Source organism: Exiguobacterium sp. s6 (genome assembly GCF_018618155.1).
GTDB lineage: Bacteria > Bacillota > Bacilli > Exiguobacteriales > Exiguobacteriaceae > Exiguobacterium > Exiguobacterium mexicanum_A.
In genome coordinates this window covers 282,851-299,885 of the sequence record NZ_JACSLN010000001.1, presented here as the reverse complement: position 1 = coordinate 299,885, position 17,035 = coordinate 282,851, and the positions used below count along the sequence as shown (strand labels likewise).

18 protein-coding genes are annotated in these 17,035 nt (G+C 56.2%); 2 read left to right on the top strand and 16 right to left on the bottom strand.

Annotated elements, in window-relative coordinates; genetic code table 11:
• From KNP75_RS01680 to KNP75_RS01655, 6 genes are all read right to left on the bottom strand, one after another.
• A complete protein-coding gene (locus KNP75_RS01680) occupies window positions 1-1,311 on the bottom strand; it encodes an ABC transporter substrate-binding protein (RefSeq protein WP_483299391.1) in 1,311 nt (436 codons plus the stop codon).
• Window positions 1,312-1,323: 12 nt separating this feature from the next.
• The gene (locus KNP75_RS01675; RefSeq protein ID WP_214751122.1) at window positions 1,324-2,133 is read right to left on the bottom strand and encodes a carbohydrate ABC transporter permease; all 810 of its coding nucleotides are present in this window, start codon (window positions 2,131-2,133) and stop codon (window positions 1,324-1,326) included.
• A complete protein-coding gene (locus tag KNP75_RS01670; protein ID WP_034779185.1) occupies window positions 2,130-3,035 on the bottom strand; it encodes a carbohydrate ABC transporter permease in 906 nt (301 codons plus the stop codon). Before KNP75_RS01670 ends, KNP75_RS01675 begins: the two co-directional genes overlap by 4 nt.
• On the bottom strand, window positions 3,032-4,123 hold the full coding sequence (locus KNP75_RS01665) for an ABC transporter ATP-binding protein (protein ID WP_214711122.1): 1,092 nt from the start codon (window positions 4,121-4,123) through the stop codon (window positions 3,032-3,034). The genes KNP75_RS01670 and KNP75_RS01665 overlap by 4 nt, the downstream gene beginning before the upstream one ends.
• A complete protein-coding gene (locus KNP75_RS01660; protein WP_370448784.1) occupies window positions 4,120-4,707 on the bottom strand; it encodes a glycerol-3-phosphate responsive antiterminator in 588 nt (195 codons plus the stop codon). The genes KNP75_RS01665 and KNP75_RS01660 overlap by 4 nt, the downstream gene beginning before the upstream one ends.
• Window positions 4,708-4,907: 200 nt before the next feature.
• Window positions 4,908-6,395 (bottom strand): cryptochrome/photolyase family protein, encoded by a 1,488-nt coding sequence (locus KNP75_RS01655; protein ID WP_215189478.1) that lies wholly within the window; start codon window positions 6,393-6,395, stop codon window positions 4,908-4,910.
• 74 nt (window positions 6,396-6,469) lie between these two features.
• On the opposite strand from KNP75_RS01655, the gene KNP75_RS01650 reads away from it, so the two are divergent.
• Window positions 6,470-7,096 carry a class I SAM-dependent methyltransferase gene (locus KNP75_RS01650; RefSeq protein WP_052090178.1) on the top strand — a complete coding sequence of 209 codons (627 nt, stop codon included), beginning with the start codon at window positions 6,470-6,472 and terminating at the stop codon, window positions 7,094-7,096.
• Between the two features lie 2 nt (window positions 7,097-7,098).
• Here the strand turns inward: KNP75_RS01650 and KNP75_RS01645 are convergent, their stop codons facing one another.
• From KNP75_RS01645 to KNP75_RS01620, 6 genes are all read right to left on the bottom strand, one after another.
• Complete coding sequence (locus KNP75_RS01645; protein WP_200881495.1) at window positions 7,099-7,377, bottom strand: hypothetical protein; 279 nt, start codon at window positions 7,375-7,377, stop codon at window positions 7,099-7,101.
• Window positions 7,378-7,492: 115 nt separating this feature from the next.
• The gene (locus tag KNP75_RS01640) at window positions 7,493-8,542 is read right to left on the bottom strand and encodes a C45 family autoproteolytic acyltransferase/hydrolase (protein ID WP_034779192.1); all 1,050 of its coding nucleotides are present in this window, start codon (window positions 8,540-8,542) and stop codon (window positions 7,493-7,495) included.
• A gap of 63 nt (window positions 8,543-8,605) precedes the next feature.
• A complete protein-coding gene (locus tag KNP75_RS01635) occupies window positions 8,606-10,345 on the bottom strand; it encodes a methyl-accepting chemotaxis protein (protein WP_215189476.1) in 1,740 nt (579 codons plus the stop codon).
• Window positions 10,346-10,442: 97 nt separating this feature from the next.
• Window positions 10,443-10,892: a hypothetical protein gene (locus tag KNP75_RS01630; protein WP_034779196.1), complete on the bottom strand. Its 450-nt coding sequence runs from the start codon at window positions 10,890-10,892 to the stop codon at window positions 10,443-10,445.
• Between the two features lie 12 nt (window positions 10,893-10,904).
• Window positions 10,905-11,327 carry a 3-hydroxyacyl-ACP dehydratase FabZ gene (gene fabZ / locus KNP75_RS01625; RefSeq protein WP_021066156.1) on the bottom strand — a complete coding sequence of 141 codons (423 nt, stop codon included), beginning with the start codon at window positions 11,325-11,327 and terminating at the stop codon, window positions 10,905-10,907.
• A 13-nt stretch (window positions 11,328-11,340) separates the two neighbouring features.
• Window positions 11,341-11,592 (bottom strand): DNA-directed RNA polymerase subunit beta, encoded by a 252-nt coding sequence (locus KNP75_RS01620; RefSeq protein WP_215189474.1) that lies wholly within the window; start codon window positions 11,590-11,592, stop codon window positions 11,341-11,343.
• A gap of 206 nt (window positions 11,593-11,798) precedes the next feature.
• Between KNP75_RS01620 and mscL the strand changes: the two genes are divergently transcribed.
• Window positions 11,799-12,176 (top strand): large-conductance mechanosensitive channel protein MscL, encoded by a 378-nt coding sequence (mscL, locus tag KNP75_RS01615; protein WP_034779201.1) that lies wholly within the window; start codon window positions 11,799-11,801, stop codon window positions 12,174-12,176.
• Between the two features lie 27 nt (window positions 12,177-12,203).
• On the opposite strand, the gene KNP75_RS01610 is transcribed toward mscL, so the two are convergent.
• The 4 genes from KNP75_RS01610 to KNP75_RS01595 form a co-directional block, all read right to left on the bottom strand.
• Window positions 12,204-13,301 carry a glycerate kinase gene (locus KNP75_RS01610; RefSeq protein WP_251128170.1) on the bottom strand — a complete coding sequence of 366 codons (1,098 nt, stop codon included), beginning with the start codon at window positions 13,299-13,301 and terminating at the stop codon, window positions 12,204-12,206.
• Between the two features lie 64 nt (window positions 13,302-13,365).
• A complete protein-coding gene (locus KNP75_RS01605) occupies window positions 13,366-14,145 on the bottom strand; it encodes a flagellar hook-basal body protein (RefSeq protein WP_215189472.1) in 780 nt (259 codons plus the stop codon).
• Between the two features lie 11 nt (window positions 14,146-14,156).
• The gene (locus tag KNP75_RS01600) at window positions 14,157-14,930 is read right to left on the bottom strand and encodes a flagellar hook-basal body protein (RefSeq protein WP_215189470.1); all 774 of its coding nucleotides are present in this window, start codon (window positions 14,928-14,930) and stop codon (window positions 14,157-14,159) included.
• A gap of 121 nt (window positions 14,931-15,051) precedes the next feature.
• On the bottom strand, window positions 15,052-16,983 hold the full coding sequence (locus KNP75_RS01595; protein WP_215189468.1) for a sensor histidine kinase: 1,932 nt from the start codon (window positions 16,981-16,983) through the stop codon (window positions 15,052-15,054).
• Between the last annotated feature and the right edge of the window lie 52 nt (window positions 16,984-17,035).

The following is a 17,035-nucleotide window of genomic DNA, read 5'->3' as shown; positions in this document are numbered from 1 at the left end:
TCACTGCCCCAAGGTGGAAGTCGTCTCATCGGCCGCGCGCTTCAACGCGTCCTCGACCGATACGCCTTGGTACAGGCTCTCCATGGCGTTGACGACGCTTTGACGGGACTGCGGGAACGTCGAGATGAGCGCGCCTTGTGTCGCTGGTGAGGCTGTCGTCTCGCTCAATTGATCGACCGTCACTTTCAGTTGTGGATACTCGGCCCACATCTCTTTGACGATCGGCTCGTCATACGCCTCCGGGTTGATGGCGAAGTAGCCCGTCTCGACGTGCCATTTGGCCTGTGCTTCTTTCGACGCCGCATATTTCATGAACTCCCATGCACCTTGCTTCGTCTCGTCGGCGATGCCGTCACCCATCCAGAGCGAGGCTCCACCGATGATGACGCCTTCCCGCTCCGCTTCGTTCGGCACCGGCAAGTACGACGCCCCGACCTCGAAGTCGGCGTTATCCGCGACGGTGCGAATCCCGGCCGACGAGTCGAGATACATGGCGACTTTCCCTGATTGGAAGGCGGCACGCATGTCGTCCCAGTTTTGGCCGACGTTCATGAACGTCTTCTCGTCATACATCTCTTTGATCAAGTTGAAGGCGTTCTGTCCTTCTTCCCCATCGAAGACCGCTTTCGTCGGCGCACCGCTGCGCCCGTTGTCGTTGTCGACGTATAACCCGCCTTGCGCGGCGACGAGCTGTTCGAAGAACCAGCCGTAGTTGAGCATCGTGAAGCCGGTCTGGCCGTCGGTCGTCAGCGCCTTCGCCGCCTGCTTCAGTTCGTCATACGTGCGTGGCGCTTTCTCCGGGTCGAGTCCCGCTTTTTCGAACGCATCCTTGTTGTAGATGAGCACCGGTGTCGACGAGTTGAACGGCATCGAGTACTGCTTGCCGTCGACTTGATAGTAGCTCAAGATGTTCTCTTCCCAGACGCCCGTGTCGAAGTCTTCTTTGTCGATGAACTCCTGGACCGGCGTGATTTTGTTCGTGTCGATCATATATTTCGTGCCGACCTCGAACGTCTGCATGATGGCCGGTGCGTCCGGTGACCCCGCGACGGCGTTGAACTTCGTGAGCGCCTCTTCATACGTGCCTTGGAACACCGGTTTCACTTCATACTCTTCTTGCGACTCGTTGAAGGCATCGACTTGGTTGTTGAGCGCGGTCTCTAAGTCCCCGCTCATCGCGTGCCAAAATACGACTTCCGTCTTCCCGTCCTCCGTCGCCGAAGCGGCCGGTTCCGCCTCTTCGCTACCACATGCCCCGAGCAACAATACCGAACTAGCCAACCCTGCGAATAACGCTTTCTTTTTCATCATGTATTCCCCCTATTATTTGATCGCACCTTGCGTCAGACCTTCTTGTAACTGCTTTTGTCCTGCGAATAACAACATCAGCGTCGGGATGATGATCAAGATGACCGCCGCCATGACGACACCCCAATCCGAGGCGACCTCGTTCGACTGCATCTGTTTAATCCCGATTTGCACCGTGCGTGCCTGCTCCGTGTTCGTGACGAGGAGCGGCCATAAGTACATGTTCCATGTCGTCAAGAAGCTATATACCGACAGTGTGACGAGCGGTGTCTTCGACACCGGCAAGACGACGTTCCAAAAGAAACGGAAGCGGCTGATGCCGGCGATTTGTGATGCCTCGTACATCTCGTACGGAATCGTCTTGAACTGTTGTCTTAGCAAAAACGTTCCGAACGCGAGCGCGAAGAACGGCACCGACAGCCCCCACACCGAGTTGAGCCAGCCGAGCGACTGGATCGTCAAGAAGTTCGGCACCATCGTCGCTTCCCACGGCACCATCATCGTCGCGAGGAAGAGCATGAAGATGAGCCCTTTCCCTTTGAAGTCGATGAAGACGAACGCGAAGGCGGCAAGACTCGACAAGACGACTTGTCCGACCATGACGAGGAGTGCGACGACGAGACTGTTCCATAAGTACGTCATGAGCGGGATCCGCTCAAAGGCCGCAATATAGTTGTCGAACGTGACGTCGCGCGGGATGAGGTTCCCTTTCAACACTTCGCTCCCGTCCATCAGGCTGATCGAGAACGCGTAGGCAATCGGGAACAGCATGACGACGGCGCTCAAGACGAGGAGCGTATACGTGACTACTTTCCGGAGCGTCATTGGTAATGCACCTTCCTTTCGACGAGCTTGAACTGGAGCCACGTCAACAGGAGGACCGTCAAGAACAAGAGCACGGCCTGCGCACTCGCCCCGCCGACGTTATAGTTGATGAACGCGTCCTTATAGATGGCGTAGACGATGACGTTGGTCGAGTTCGTCGGGCCGCCTTTCGTCAGCAAATCGATTTGCCCGAACGTCTGGAACGCATTGATGAGCGAGATGATGCCGACGAAGAAGAGCGTCGGGGACAGCATCGGGATTGTGATGGCCCGGAGCTGGGTCCAATATCCGGTTCCGGCGATGTCCGCACTCTCATACAGTGTCCGGTCGATGTTTTGCAGCCCGCCGAGGAGAATCAAGAACGTGAAGCCGATATTCATCCAGACGGTCGCGAGCGACACGGATAAGAGCGCGTACTGCGGGTCAAGGAGCCACTGCACCCCGCTTGCCCCAACCGCTTCCAAGAAGCGATTGAAGATACCGATGGACGGGTTGTACATGAACATCCAAATGACCGACGAGGCTGCGACGCTCATCCCCATCGTCGCCGAGAATGCCGTCCGGAAGATGCCAATCCCGCGCAGCTTCTCGTTGGCGAGGAGCGCGAGCCCGAGCGCGATGATGATTGTGAGCGGGACGGTCAACAGGACGAAGCCGACCGTCGCCTGGATGCTCTGCCAAAACGAGGCGCTCGTGAACAGTTTGGCGTAATGCTCGCCGCCGACGTAACTGAGCGGCGTCCCTTGCGTGTCCGTTTGAAAGAAGCTCAAGTAAATCGTCCGGAACAACGGATAGACGAGGAAGATCCCAAATAACGCGATCGACGGGGACAAGTAGAGGAGTCCGCTCGTCGCGTCTGATAATCGGGTCCGGACGCGTTGTCTCGGAAGGGCGACCGTCATTGGAACACCTCCAACGCCTCGAACAGTTTCGGTTGCCGCGGTTCGATGCGATTCCCCGTCGCGTCAAACAGTGACATCTGTTTCGGGTCGACGTAACAGGCAATCTTCTCCCCAATCGCGAGCGGCCATTGTCCGGGCCATTTGGCGAGCCACTCGACGCCGCCCATGTCAAAGGCGAGAATCGTCTCCGTGCCGAGCACTTCGATATTTTTCAGTTCGGCGTAGAACGTGATCTCGTCTTTCGCCGGCGTGATTTGTTCCGGCCGGATGCCGAGCGTCGCCGTATCTTCTCGCGTCAGCGTGTTCGGGTGGAATAGACGCCCGTCCGAGGCGACCCAGCCCTTGTCACTCCGTTGCACCGACGTCAAATTCATCGGCGGTGACCCGATGAACGAGGCGACGAACGTGTTCGCCGGCTTATTGTACAAATCGAGCGGTTGACCGACTTGTTGGACCTGGCCATCGTTCAACAGCATCATCCGGTCGGCCATCGTCATCGCCTCGACTTGGTCGTGCGTGACGTAAATCATCGTCAGTTTGAGCTTGCGTTGCAGCTGCCGGATCTCCGAGCGCATCTTGGCCCGAAGTTTCGCGTCCAAGTTCGAGAGCGGCTCGTCCATGAGGCAAATCGGCGACTCGGTCACGATGGCCCGGGCCAGTGCGACCCGTTGCCGTTGCCCGCCCGACAGTTCGCGCGGCTTCCGCTTCAAATAGTCCGTCAGTCCGAGCGTCTCGGCCGCTTCCAAGCAACGTTCGCGCTGCTCGAGCTTCGTCAGTCCTTTCGTATGTAACCCGAACGTGATGTTTTTCTCGACGGTCATGTGCGGATAGAGCGCATAGTTTTGGAATACCATCGATAGTTGCCGCTCGCTCGGTTTCAGTTCGTTCGCGGCGACGCCGTCGATGCGGAGCGTCCCGCTCGTGATCGATTCGAGCCCGGCGATCATCCGGAGCATCGTGCTCTTGCCACAGCCCGACGGTCCGACGAGGGCGAAGAACTCACCCGCCTCGATCGTCACGTCGATGCCACGGATGACTTCCGTCTCGTCGTATGACTTTTTGATATTCTGTAGTTGAATCGATTTCATATGATGTCCTCCTTCATTCCTTGCGACGCCCAAAGCCGCTCGTCCCCGGTCGAGACGGCGAACGCCCCGTGGGACAGGGCTTCATGCACGTGAATCGGTTTCCGGATCATCCCGCCTGTCACAATCGGCAACGAGACGTGTTCCGCGACGTGCTCGATGACACTCGGGATGAGACCCGGCATCAGTTCGAGCGCGTCCGGCTGTTGGTCTTTCGCCATCTTGATGCCTGACGAGATAGCGTCCGAGTCGACGAGGAACAGGCGCTGCACCGTCATCAGGCCGGCCCGTTTGGCGTGTTGGATGACAGACGCCTTCGTCGTCACAATCCCGTCGGCGCCGACCCGTTTCGCCAAATAGTCGATGCCGTCCCGGTCGAGGCTGATGCCGTTGATGCGTTCGGCGTGCAGGAACACGGTCCGATTCTCACGCTTCAAATGGGCGACGTAGCGGTCGAGCGTGCTGAGCGTCCCCATCATGAGGAACGTCGTCGTCACGTCCGACTGCAGGAACTTCTCGAGTTGTTTCGGTGATTTGATGGAGGCGATCATCTTCTCTTGTCCGATCGTGCGAAGTGTTTCATTCACTTGAATCATCCTTCCCTAGAAAAAAGGACCAACAGAAACAGGACGTCATCGACGTACGGGCTTCTGTTGGTCTCTCGAATGTTCTACCAGTTGCTATTCACTTGGCATGAGGGGTCTCACAAGTCATATCGTACCGGATGAATGTAAAGCGTCCGTGAAGCTCGTGCAAAAGTTTGTGAAGCCGACGTAAAAAAAACGACTCATAATGAGTCGGTGTCGTCGAGCGTCTGTCTCGCTTTCGCCAAGATGTCGGCTTTGACGGCATCATCCCGGCCTTGCCAGTTACGGACCATCATCTTCATGCGCTGATTCTTCGCGAACCGGTCCTCGTGCTTGTCGATGAAGTTCCAATACAAAGCGTTGAACGGACAGGCGTCGTCCTCGGTCGTATGTTTCGGGTTATACTTGCAGCCTTTGCAGTAGTCGCTCATCTTGTCGATATATTTCCCCGAGGCGATATACGGCTTCGTCGCCAATCTCCCGCCGTCGGCATGGAGCGCCATCCCGAGTACGTTCGGCAGGACGACCCAGTCGTAGGCGTCGATATACATCTCGTTGAACCAGTCGCTCGTCTGTTGCGGCGACACTTCGAACAGCGTCGCGAAGTTGCCGAGCACCATGAGCCGCTGGATGTGGTGGTTGTGCGCCCGCTCGATGACCGGCTTCACACTTTGATGGACACAGTGCAGGTCTGTCTTAGCGTCCCAGAAGTAGCTCGGCAAATCGCGCTCATGCTTGAACGTGTTGACCGATTCATAACCCGGCATCGACGCCACATAGACGGCGCGCATATATTCGCGCCAGCCGAGGAGTTGACGGACGAATCCTTCGACCGAGGCGAGCGGCGCGTCCGACGCCACCGCCGCCTGGACGACCTCGTCCGGTGTCAGGAGCCCGATGTTGATGGCCGCGGACAACAGGCTATGCGACATGTCTTGATTGTCCGACAGCATCGCGTCCTGATACGGACCGAACGTCTCGAGACGCGCTTCGACGAAACGAGCGAGCGCACGGCGTGCCTCACTGCGCGTCACCGGCCAGACGAACGGAGTGATGTCTCCGGGGTGGTCGGCGAAGCCCGTCTCGACTTTTTGGATGACCTCTTTCGTGATCGCGTCCGGTCGAAAATGGATTGGTGGCGGGAACGTGAGTCCTGCTTTCGGCGGCTGGCGGTTGTCCGCATCGAACGACCACTTGCCACCCCGTGGCTTCCCGTCCTCGAGCAACACATCGAACCGTTTCCGCATCTGGCGATAGAAGCGGTCCATCCGCCACGGCGTGCTGCCGATTGTGTCGACGGCTTCCTTCTTCGTTAAATAGAAGAGCGGCACGTCCGTATGTTCGACTAGCTTGTACTGCTGACCGAACTGTTGCAACTTCTTCTCCATCGCGGCATCGGTGACGGCCGTGTAATGGACCTCTTCCGGTTCATACCGTTGGAAGTGGTCGTCCCATGCGTCCTGGAACGAGTCGGACTCATGATAGTCGACGGTATAGCCCTTTTCCCTTAGCTCCTCAGCGAAGTGACGCATCGCCGAGAAGATGAGGACGAGTTTCTGTTTATGGTACGGCCGCCATGTCGCCCGTGATGTCGCCTCGATCATGACGATGACGTCATCCTCCTCGATGTGATTGAACAGCTCGAGCTCATGCGACAGTTGATTGCCGAAGATCCAAAAGGAACGCATCGATTCAACTCCCCTCCCAAAATGGTTATGCTACACTCAATCTACCTCGACTTTATTTGGAAAGGAATGGTTCGATGCGCTTCACGCGTCTCCAAACATGGATTGACAGTCAATACGAGAATCCACGCGGCATCGTCGGCACGTATATCGGTGAGAAGATGGTCAGGCAACACCGGGTCGAAGTCGATTGGACGATTGAGCAACTTCATATTCAGCCCGATAATCGCGTTCTCGACCTCGGTTGCGGGGCCGGCGACGCACTGGCGCAGATGCTACGTGGCTATAATCACGTGCATGTGACCGGACTCGATCGTTCCCCGACCATCGTCCGCTCGGCGCTTCGACGAAATCGAATGGACGTGCAAGCTGGGCGAGCCGAAGTCGTCCAAGGCGACCTCGGGACGCTCCCGTTTCCGGACGCGCGGTTTGACCGCGTCTTCAGCATCCACACACTCTACTTTTGGGAAGACGTGCCGGCGGTGCTTGCCGAGATTGATCGCGTTCTCGCACCAGGTGGGTCATTCGTCATCACGTACTGCGATGGGAAAGCTGACGTGACGTGGGATGGCATCGCGTCTATCGTGCGGGAACAGTTCATCCCCGCCGCTTCCGCTCTTAATTTGACCGATCTCGTTGAGACACGTGGACCTGACTCACGCGACTATCATACGGTCGCCGTGTCCGGACGAAAGCCCATCTAACGTCAACTCCGGCTCTTCCGTGTGACCGCTACCCCACCAAAGCCGCTGATGATGGCGATGTAGAAGCCCAAATCGTAGAACCAACCGGTGTTGTTCACTTCATAGACGCGATACGTGTCATTGAACAATCCTAAAACGAGTGACACTGGTGCGATCCAACCATGCCAGACGCCCCAAAAGAATCCAGCCGGGTCGGTCGTGTACGTCCCGTCGCCCGGCACACAGCCGCCGAGGACGACAATCAAACTGAGCATGATGGCCAATAATCCGATTCGTTTCATCATAAATCCCTCCTGCTATGAGTATTCCCGGTTTTACAGAAAACAGTACGTGCTAACGTGCGTTAGACGAACGAAAACAAGCAGCGACTCATTATGAGCCGCTGCTTGTTTTTCGTTACCGCCAAAGTTGGACCGTGTTCGCGAACTCGATATCGGTCGCGATTTCCCCGTCGAGGGCATGTAAATCGAAATCCTTGCCGTCGAGCCACTCCTGAAAATCGAAAATGACCGGGTCGCGGTCGCCACCGAGGGCGAACCACGTCTCGAGCGTCTCCGGGAAGTAAGCGGCCGTATGGATCGTGCCGGCCCAGCTCTTGTACAGCTCCGAGAAGACGCCCTTGTCCGAGTCGTTCATGAGCCGGAACGCGCTCTCGGCGTCCTGGACGATATGTTGATACATCTTGATTTCCATCATCCGGCGTGTTGAATCGTCGAGATGGTAACGGTTCTCGTGTTGTAGCAGCTCGAAATGGTTCGTACAGATATTCGACTCGCGGACACGAATATCGCGTGGTGTCGCTTCGATCACGCGTGTCTTCGACGACTTGTCGTGGACGACATACGTGAACGAGCCGCGGTGCGGAATCTCTTGAAGCAGATCGACCGCTTCCTCGACCGTGGCGCACGTCTCGAGAATCATTCGGCCGATCATCTGGCAGACGAACCCATCTCCAGGCCGCCGGCGGTTGATGAAGTTATAACCCATGGCGAGCCCTTTCTCGTTCATCCCATCCATCCGGCCGGTGACACGCGAGACGGGACCGATGACGGCGTAGCCCTCATCTGGCTGGAACACGTTATAGCGTCCATCGTACGTCATCGGGTGATAGTCATAGTTGCGGACGAGGAAGTTGTCCCCCGTCAAAATCGAACAGCCGCTGACCGGGTTATTGACCCGGAAATGACCGAAGTGAAGGAGCGTGTCGGCGAGCGTCAACTCGAGCTCGTCCTGCAGACCGAGCAGTTCTTCCCAAATCTTTGGGGCGAATCGATCGAACGCTTGCTTCGCCTCGCGCTCATCAATCTCAAAGCGCGGGACGCGGAGCTTCCATTGGTCGGTCCGATTCTCGAGCAGCTTGCTGCGCTTGATGTATTGTCCTTGAAAGCGGCCAAAGTCATAGTGACTGCCGCGGAATTGTGTGAGTTCACTTGAGACACGTTGCATGAAAAAACCTCCCTTGCGCCTAGTATAACGGACGCAACGGAGGTATGTCTGACTTGAGACTGTTCACAACTTGAACTGGCGGCTCATGCGTTGCATGTCCTCGGCCGTGTGCGACAAATCTTTGACGAGCCGGTTCATCGTCTCGCTCGTCGCCGACATCTGTTCGGTCGAGGCGGCCACTTCCTCGTTGCCGGCCGTACTCTCTTCAGAAATCGACGCGATGTCAGAGAGACCACGTTTGATGTCGTCTTGGTTCGTCTTGACGCGTCCGAGCTGCCCTTGCATCGAGTTCGTCAGGCGTTGCATCTCCCGCACGCTCTGTTCAATCTCATTGAAGGCGCGCTTCGTCTCCTCGAGCGTCCGCTTGCCGTCCTCGGCAGCGTGCATGCTGTCCGTGAACGTCTCACCGAGCGCAATCGAGTTTCGTTTGACGCTACCAACGATTTCCGAAATCTCACTGACCGACCGGGCGACGCTATCGGATAACTTGCGAATCTCGGAAGCGACGACGGCGAAGCCTTTTCCATGCTCCCCGGCACGAGCCGCCTCGATAGCCGCGTTCAAGGCGAGCAAGTTCGTCTGCTCCGAGATTTGACGGATCATCGTGACGAGCGCCGTCACTTCGTCCGCCTGTTGTTCGAAGTCCTTCACTTGGCCTTGCGACTCGCGCACTTGCAGATGGATGTTCGTCATCTTGCCGACGGCATCCTCCATCAGTTCGAGCCCTTCTGCCGTCACCCGACTGACGACTTCCGCTTGTTCGCTCACGCCGTTCCCGTCGTGCGCCGTCTGGTCGACGAGTCCCGAAAACTCATTCATGTGTCCGTACAGTTTCATCGTGAGCACGCTCTGATTCTCGACACCGCCCGCGATTTCTTCCATCGTGAACGCGATTTGACGCGAGGCATCGTTCACTTCTTCCGAGATACTCGCCACGTTGCCGCTCTCATCGCGCACCGTCTGAGCGGACGTCTGCAATCCCGAGATCAAGTCGCGGAGCATTTTCGTCATCTGATCCATCGAGGCGGTGAGCCGCTTGATCTCATCGTTCGCTTTCAACTGGATGTTGTCCATCTCCCTGGCCGCTGTCGCCAAGTCGCCGCTCGCGATATGGGTCGCGACACGTTCGAGCTCACGGAGCGGTCGGAGTTTCCAGCCAAGATAGCGCCAGATGATGACCGAGGCGATCCCAAGCAAGATGACGAGTCCGATGAGAATCGGCGGCAAGCTCTCTTGCAACACGTCTTCCGTCACCGCGGCGACGTCACTCGCCCCTTTATCGATTCCAAGGACACCGATGACGTCACCACCTTGTTTGATTGGGACGAGCACGGTCATATAGTCCCCGTACTCTGGATCCTCGACAATCGGTGTCGTGACGGTCCCACCTTCAAACGCCGCTCTCGCATCTGCAAACGACGTCGCTGTCGTCGGCGTTCCGATATCAACCGCGTCGGAAGCGCTCATCCCATCGACGATGATTTGAAGCTCTTCGCCGTCGGCTGCGAGTGTGTACACATACATGGCCCCGATTTGCGTCCGATACGTGTCGAGCTGTTCCCGAAACTGCTCGAACCGTTCATCTTTCGTCGGGTTCTGTAAAAAGGCCGCATACGCTTCCGTGTCGATTGCCTCGCTGATGCGGGCCCCATCCGCCAACAGGACCGCTTGCATCGAGCTCTGTACCGTATGCTTCGTGCTGACGTACTGCAGCACGCCGAACATGACGATGAGCAGCGTGATGAATGCCAACATCATCGCCAAAATCCGTGTCTGCAGTGACTGTGGTTTATTACGTTTCATGTGATTCCCTCCATTCGTCCTTACTCCTTATATCGGACGACTGTCGCGAAGAGTCCACAAAAAAACGGATGATTTTCGACAAAAATCATCCGTTCGTTCATTCATTTGTCGAATCTACAACCTCGAGCGGCATCGACACCTCGGCCTCGCCTTCTTCTCCGATATGGAAGAGCGGGAGGGTCTCGGTAACGAATAGGTCAGGGTTCAAATCCGCTTGATAGACGTACGTCCGGACGTCCCCTTCGCGTTCCGCGACGAGTTCACCGAACGGGATTGGGACACGGGTGCCATCGACTTCATAACTGATGATCGTCGTCGGATCGAGGCGACGGTCTTCGAGCATCCGAATCGTGAACAGCATCGTCGAGCTGTTCGTCCGCTCGAGCGAGACCGCAATCGATTCCGATTGACCGGCCCGTTTTTCAATCATCGCATCTTCGACGTCCTGCTCGAACACGACGTTCTCTTCGGCCGGATCATCTTGCACTTGTTGGCAACCGACGATGGTCGCCAATCCGAGAATCAAGGCAATCACCAATACGCGCATCTCGTTCTCTCCTCACTTCAAGGCGAAAGTGAGTTCCGCTTCACAAGCAACTTCTCCATCGACCGTCGCCACGGCGCGCCCTTTACCGATTGGTCCGCGCACTTTCAAAATCTCGACCTCGAGGCGCAATTGATCGCCCGGGACGACTTGACGTTTGAAGCGACATCCATCGATACCTGCGAAGAACGCGAGCTTGCCGCGGTTCGACTCCTGCTTGAGCATCGCGAACGCGCCGACTTGCGCAAGCGCCTCGACGATCAACACGCCAGGCATGACGTTATAGTCTGGGAAATGTCCATTGAAGAACTCTTCGTTCGCCGTCACATTCTTTAATCCAACGGCCCGTTTGCCTTCTTCGACCTCAAGAATCCGGTCGATGAGCAAAAACGGGTACCGATGCGGAATCACTTCTTTAATCTGTTCAATCGTGTACATGGTTCCACCACCCTTATGATGTTAGCCAAAAATCGGTGATATGGCGCCACGTGTCGATGTTGAACACGTCCTTCCACTCGCCTCCGCCAATCACGCTGTACCCGATGACGGCTCCAATCGCAAGCATCACGAAAGCCAACAACAGGACAACGATGACGCGTAACAAGATTGGGAAACGTCGATGGTTCGATAATCGTTTCCGCTGCGTCCGCTCTTTAGACTCGGTCTGTTCCGAGCCGTTTTGTTCTTCCTTCGCCACGTCCATACATCCTTTCAGCTGAATTAATTATAACATATTAGTACCAGGTAATAAAACTGTTGCATGAGTTCTATATAAGTGTAACGTATCTACCATACGTCGAACAAGCGCCCGGCCTAGGGCAAGGGCGACGCTTCTGTGAAAAATACTGCCCGCTTCCACCTATGCTGTGCTACCGTAAGAGTATTCATCATTTAGGAGGGTTTATTTTTATGTGGAAAGAATTCAAAGAGTTTGCAATCAAAGGCAATGTAATTGACCTCGCCGTCGCCTTCATCCTCGGGGCCGCCTTCACGGCCATCGTCACGTCGCTCGTCAATGACATCTTCATGCCGTTCCTCGGCATCCTTATCGGCGGGATCGACTTCTCGACGCTCGCGGTGTCGGTGCTCGGCGTGAACGTGACGTACGGCAACTTCTTACAAGAAATCGTCAAGTTTTTCCTCATCGCCTTCGCCTTGTTCATGATGGTCAAAGTGTTGAACCGTCTGAAACGTGAGAAAGCGGTCGAAGAGACACCAGAACCGGAACTGTCGCGTGAAGAGCAGCTCCTATCTGAAATCCGTGACTTGTTAAAAGAGCGTCCATAACGTAGTAACGCCTGAACCGAAGTCGGTTCAGGCGTTTTTGTCGAGAATCGACATCACTCGGCTGACGGCGTCCGTGAGAAGCGGTTCTGCCTGGTGCATCGCCTCGGCGAGCGTCATTACCCGGGAAATGATCGGGAAGACGGCCTGAATCCCGACGTCCGGGACGGCAATCAGTTCTGATTGTCCGGCGAAGACGAGCGTCGGTACGTCGTACGCATGGGCAAGACGTGCCAACCCGTACGGCGCTTTCCCGTGAAGCGACTGCTCATCGAAGCGACCTTCCCCCGTGATCAACCAGTCAGCCGTCCGTAACGTCTCCTCTAGATTCGACCAGCGCACGACTTCTTCAATGCCGCTCACGTACCGGGCACCGAGCTGATAGAGCGCGAAACCGATGCCTCCGGCTGCGCCCGCCCCAGGCCGCGTGGTCAAATCACGTTCGAAACAACGGGCGTACGTGGCAAGCAGTTCGTCATAGCGCACGACGTCCTCTGGCGCCACCCCTTTCTGCGGACCGAACACGGCGGCCGCTCCCATTGGTCCGAGCAACGGGTTCGTCACGTCCGAGGCGATCCGCCACTCGACTTGACGTGCTTCCAGGAGGAGCCCTGACCAGTCGATCCGACTGACGCGCTCGATGTGATGCGGGAACGGTCCAATGACATGTCCAAACTCATCGAAGAAGCGGACACCGATCGCCTCGAGCAAACCTTTTCCCCCGTCGACGGTCGCACTCCCGCCGAGGCCGACGGTGATGCGTGTCGCCCCGCGCTCGAGCGCATGCCGAATTTGCAGCCCCGTCCCATAGGAGCTGTAGCGCCACGGGTCGAGTGTATCGACGAGTGTGAGCCCAGACGCCTCGGCGACTTCGATGACCGCTTCTCGTCCCGCCTCGAGCCACCCGTAACGCGTTGTTCGTAACGTCCCGTCGAGCGACATGACGTCCTGCGTGACGATTTCGGCATCCGGATGTGTCAGCAACCACGCATCTAAAAAGCCTTCCCCGCCGTCTGAGATCGGTACCTCGACGACGTCGTGCCCAGCGAGCACCCGACCAACCGCTCGGTTCGCCTCCACACTCGTCATCGACCCTTTGAACGAATCCATCGCCACGACAATTCGCATGTCCATCCCTCCTCCTATTCAGTGTAACGCAAAAACCGCCCTTCCGAGGAAGAACGGTCTGTGATTAACGAAGTGACGTGACGAGTCCCATCATCTGGTCACTCATCGACAACGCCCGTGAGTTCATCTGATACGCGCGCTGTGTGATCGTCATATCGGTCATCTCTTTCGTCAAATCGACGTTCGACGATTCGAGCGTGCCTTCAATCAACAGATTGCCGAGCGGACGATCGACGTCCACCGCCAAGTCGGCCGCATAGACGTTGTCACCGAGTGGGCGGAGCGCCGACGTGTTACGCACCTCGACGATATCGAGACGGCCGAACTCTTGCTCGACCCCGTTCACGCTGGCGACGACCATCCCGTCTTGACGGACGCGGTGCGCCGTCGCCTCGTTCGGCATGACGATCGGATTGCCGTCCGCACCAAGGAGGGCATTCCCGTTCACGTCGACGAGCGTCGTCGTATCACCGACCGACAGCTGCATGTTCCCGCTCCGGGTCAATCCGACACCGTTCTCTGTCTCGACGGCGAAGAACTGGCGGCTCGCTTTCAAGAACACATCAAGGCCACGGTCCGTCTTCCGGATTTGGCCGATATTGAACTGTTGACTGATGTCAGCGACGTGGCCGCCAACGCCGATGCGAATCCCATTCGGGGTGTCACGTCCGACTTCAAGCTCGGCACGCGGTTGATTGTCATACGCCTGCGACAAGAGCGAGGCGAAGTGGGTCTGTTCCCGCTTATAGCCGGCCGTGTCGACGTTGGCGATGTTGTGACCGGTCACATCGAGCTGGCGCTGAAGCTGCGTGAGCGACGAGACCGAGTTATAGATCGATTGCATGGGCTTCCTCCTTAACGAATCCGAGCGATCTCAATGGCCCGCTCGGCACTCTTGTCATACGCTTGGACGACCTTTTGGTTCGCCTCGAACTGACGGTACGTCGTCATCAAATCGGCCATCGTCCGATCGAGGTCGACGTTCGCCTCTTCGATGAATCCTTGTTGGAACTGGACGTTCGCTGCTGGCGGTGCGTCTCCGTTGACCCGGTAATCGTTCCCGACCTGTTCGAGCGTCGCTAAGTCATTAACTTGGACGGCACCGAGTGTCGCCACATTCTCACCGAGCGACGTGATTTGACCATCGACCGACAACGTGAACTCACTTGACGGCAGCTGGATGCGCTCGCCTGCGTCAGAGAGGATATAACCGCCATCCGCCGAGCGTAAGAAACGCTCCTCATCGACCGCGAAGCGTCCGTTCGTCGTATAGAGCGTCTCGCCGTTCTGTTCGACGGCGAACATGGCCGCTCCGGTAAAGTCAGCCGGCACCTTCATATATACGTCGGTCGGGCTGCCCGTCTCCGAGATGCTCCCGCTCGAGAACCGAGGCATCGTCTCTTGAAGGTAGACACCTGTCGACAACGTGCCGACCTCGCCTCCGACGCGCGAACGCGCATTCCCAGGGTGGCTCACCTGGGCGAGCAACATTTCCGGGAACGAGCGGACGACGCCGTTCGACGCCTTGAATCCTGGTGTCCGGACGTTACCGAGGTTATTGCTCAAAATCTCTTGTTGGCGCTGGAGCGCGTTCATCGCGCCCGCCGCCGTATATAATCCGCGTAGCATGGTCGTCTTCCTTTCATCGTTCAAAGTCTTCACTCTGTATATCGTACCAAATGAATGTTTCATTCACCGTTTTTTGAAAAAAAGTAAAAAAACCACTTCACGATGATGAAGTGGTTTTACATCAAGCGACGATCGGGAGTTCGACCATCATCGTCGTCCCGTTCCCAAGTTCCGAACGGACACTGATTGTCCCGCCGTGCGATTCGATGATCTCTTTACAGATCGCGAGTCCGAGGCCGGTGCCTCCAATATTGCGACTCTGCTCGTTCTGGACACGGTAAAACTTCTCAAACAATCGTTCGGCATCTGCGGGTGCCACACCCATGCCTTCGTCTTCGATGGCGATCCGGATGACATCGTCCTCGCACGAGACATTAACGGCAATATTGCCGCCGTCGGGTGAATACTTAATGGCGTTATTCAAGATGTTCGAGAACACTTGGCGCAGTTGCGCCGGGTCCCCGGAGACGCGAATCGTTTCATCACAATCGAAATGGAACGCATGCAACTCGGTCGAACCGGCATGAATCTCAAGAATATCGGACAATAGTTCGAACAAACTCTCGACTTTGAAGTCTTGCTGTGCGTTACCGGACTCTATCTTCTGCACGTCGAGCAAATTGCTGACGAGCCGCTCGAGCCGGGTCGTCTCACTGTGTATCATGCTCAAGTAGCGTTTCCGCTTCTCTTCGTCGACGTGACGATGTTCAAGCAGTTCGGTAAAACCGAGAATCGATGTGAGCGGGGTCCGAAGTTCGTGAGACACCGTCGCGACGAGTTCCGTCTTCAAGCGGTCAATCTCAATCTCTTTCGTAATGTCCCGTGACACAAACATCACGCCGAAACGTTCGTCCTGCAGTTCAATCGGTTCGGCGTACATCCGTATGATACGTCTTCCCCCTTGCATCGAATACGTAAACGTTTCATCGAAGATTCCGCAATTTTTGGCCCGGTGCGTGAACCGGTTGAGACCGTCTTGATCATCGATTTGATCCATGAACGGCTTATAGAACGCATCAATCGGATACAGACTTTGGCGGTCCCCGAACGGAAACGGTTGGTCATATAAATCGAACAGCGCCTCATTGGCGAAGCGTTGATTCGTGCCCGTCTCGACGAAGACGATGGCGTCACGCATCGTGTGCAAGATCCGGGCTGTCTTCTCCCGCTCTTTTTCGAGTTCATCGTGCTGATGAATCAACGAGCTCGACATCTCCGTGAATGAATTCGACAGTTGACCGACCTCGTTTTGGAGCGGTTTGATTGGAATGAGCGTGGCGTGCGGGTCGACCGCGAGCCGTTCACTGTTCGTGATGAGCGCCTCGAGCTGTCTCGTTAAGCGTACGATATACGGTTGTAAGCTGATGAACAGAACAAACAAAGCTCCGAGTAGAATGAGCAGCCACATCCATTGGGCTTTCGCGAGCTGTTCGGATAGTTGCTCACGCAGGCCCGTCTCTTGATAATCGAGCTCAGACCGATAGTCCGTGAACACCGATTCCATATCGACGATGCTCGCGCTCATATCGGCCGCACTATTCGAATTAAATTTGAATCGCGTCTGATTCGATGATGCGTTGCTCGGCATGAGTTCACCGACGGTCGCCATCTGTAAGAACGGCTCATCGACTTCCCCGTTTGCTTTGGCGACAACGTAACGCTCAAGTCCGGGCATGACGCGAGATGTATAGATTGTGAACAATAGGCGTGCCTCTTCCGCGAACGTCGTCTCTTCGTTCGTCGCAGCGTTTTGTTCGAACCACATCGTCTGGTCGTCGATTCGGTCTTGGGCTTGCTTGACTTCCGCTAGCAACGCGTCTTCTCCAAGCAAGACGTGACCGCGCATCTCGTATTGCATCGACTGCCATGTCTCAAACAAATCGGTCGCCCGCGATCGTTGTTCACTGATCCGTTCGAGCTCGACTGTCGTTTCGCGGATCGCCTGTTGGGTATAAAAGTATGTGCCGAGTGACGTCAATGTGATTAAGGCGATTAATACGTAAAACACAGTGAGGACTTGGCGGCTAATTCGTTGTTCGATCCAGCGTTTCATATGTGGCCTTCTTTCATATCGGGGATTGATCGAATTGGATAGGTCAGTATGT

Coding starts and splice junctions, on each gene's coding strand:
- KNP75_RS01680 (WP_483299391.1), bottom strand. CDS start 1,311: ATGATGAAAAAGAAAGCGTTATTCGCAGGGTTGGCTAGTTCGGTATTG.
- KNP75_RS01675 (WP_214751122.1), bottom strand. CDS start 2,133: ATGACGCTCCGGAAAGTAGTCACGTATACGCTCCTCGTCTTGAGCGCC.
- KNP75_RS01670 (WP_034779185.1), bottom strand. CDS start 3,035: ATGACGGTCGCCCTTCCGAGACAACGCGTCCGGACCCGATTATCAGAC.
- KNP75_RS01665 (WP_214711122.1), bottom strand. CDS start 4,123: ATGAAATCGATTCAACTACAGAATATCAAAAAGTCATACGACGAGACG.
- KNP75_RS01655 (WP_215189478.1), bottom strand. CDS start 6,395: ATGCGTTCCTTTTGGATCTTCGGCAATCAACTGTCGCATGAGCTCGAG.
- KNP75_RS01650 (WP_052090178.1), top strand. CDS start 6,470: ATGCGCTTCACGCGTCTCCAAACATGGATTGACAGTCAATACGAGAAT.
- KNP75_RS01645 (WP_200881495.1), bottom strand. CDS start 7,377: ATGAAACGAATCGGATTATTGGCCATCATGCTCAGTTTGATTGTCGTC.
- KNP75_RS01640 (WP_034779192.1), bottom strand. CDS start 8,542: ATGCAACGTGTCTCAAGTGAACTCACACAATTCCGCGGCAGTCACTAT.
- KNP75_RS01635 (WP_215189476.1), bottom strand. CDS start 10,345: ATGAAACGTAATAAACCACAGTCACTGCAGACACGGATTTTGGCGATG.
- KNP75_RS01630 (WP_034779196.1), bottom strand. CDS start 10,892: ATGCGCGTATTGGTGATTGCCTTGATTCTCGGATTGGCGACCATCGTC.
- fabZ (WP_021066156.1), bottom strand. CDS start 11,327: ATGTACACGATTGAACAGATTAAAGAAGTGATTCCGCATCGGTACCCG.
- KNP75_RS01620 (WP_215189474.1), bottom strand. CDS start 11,592: ATGGACGTGGCGAAGGAAGAACAAAACGGCTCGGAACAGACCGAGTCT.
- mscL (WP_034779201.1), top strand. CDS start 11,799: ATGTGGAAAGAATTCAAAGAGTTTGCAATCAAAGGCAATGTAATTGAC.
- KNP75_RS01610 (WP_251128170.1), bottom strand. CDS start 13,301: ATGCGAATTGTCGTGGCGATGGATTCGTTCAAAGGGTCGATGACGAGT.
- KNP75_RS01605 (WP_215189472.1), bottom strand. CDS start 14,145: ATGCAATCGATCTATAACTCGGTCTCGTCGCTCACGCAGCTTCAGCGC.
- KNP75_RS01600 (WP_215189470.1), bottom strand. CDS start 14,930: ATGCTACGCGGATTATATACGGCGGCGGGCGCGATGAACGCGCTCCAG.
- KNP75_RS01595 (WP_215189468.1), bottom strand. CDS start 16,983: ATGAAACGCTGGATCGAACAACGAATTAGCCGCCAAGTCCTCACTGTG.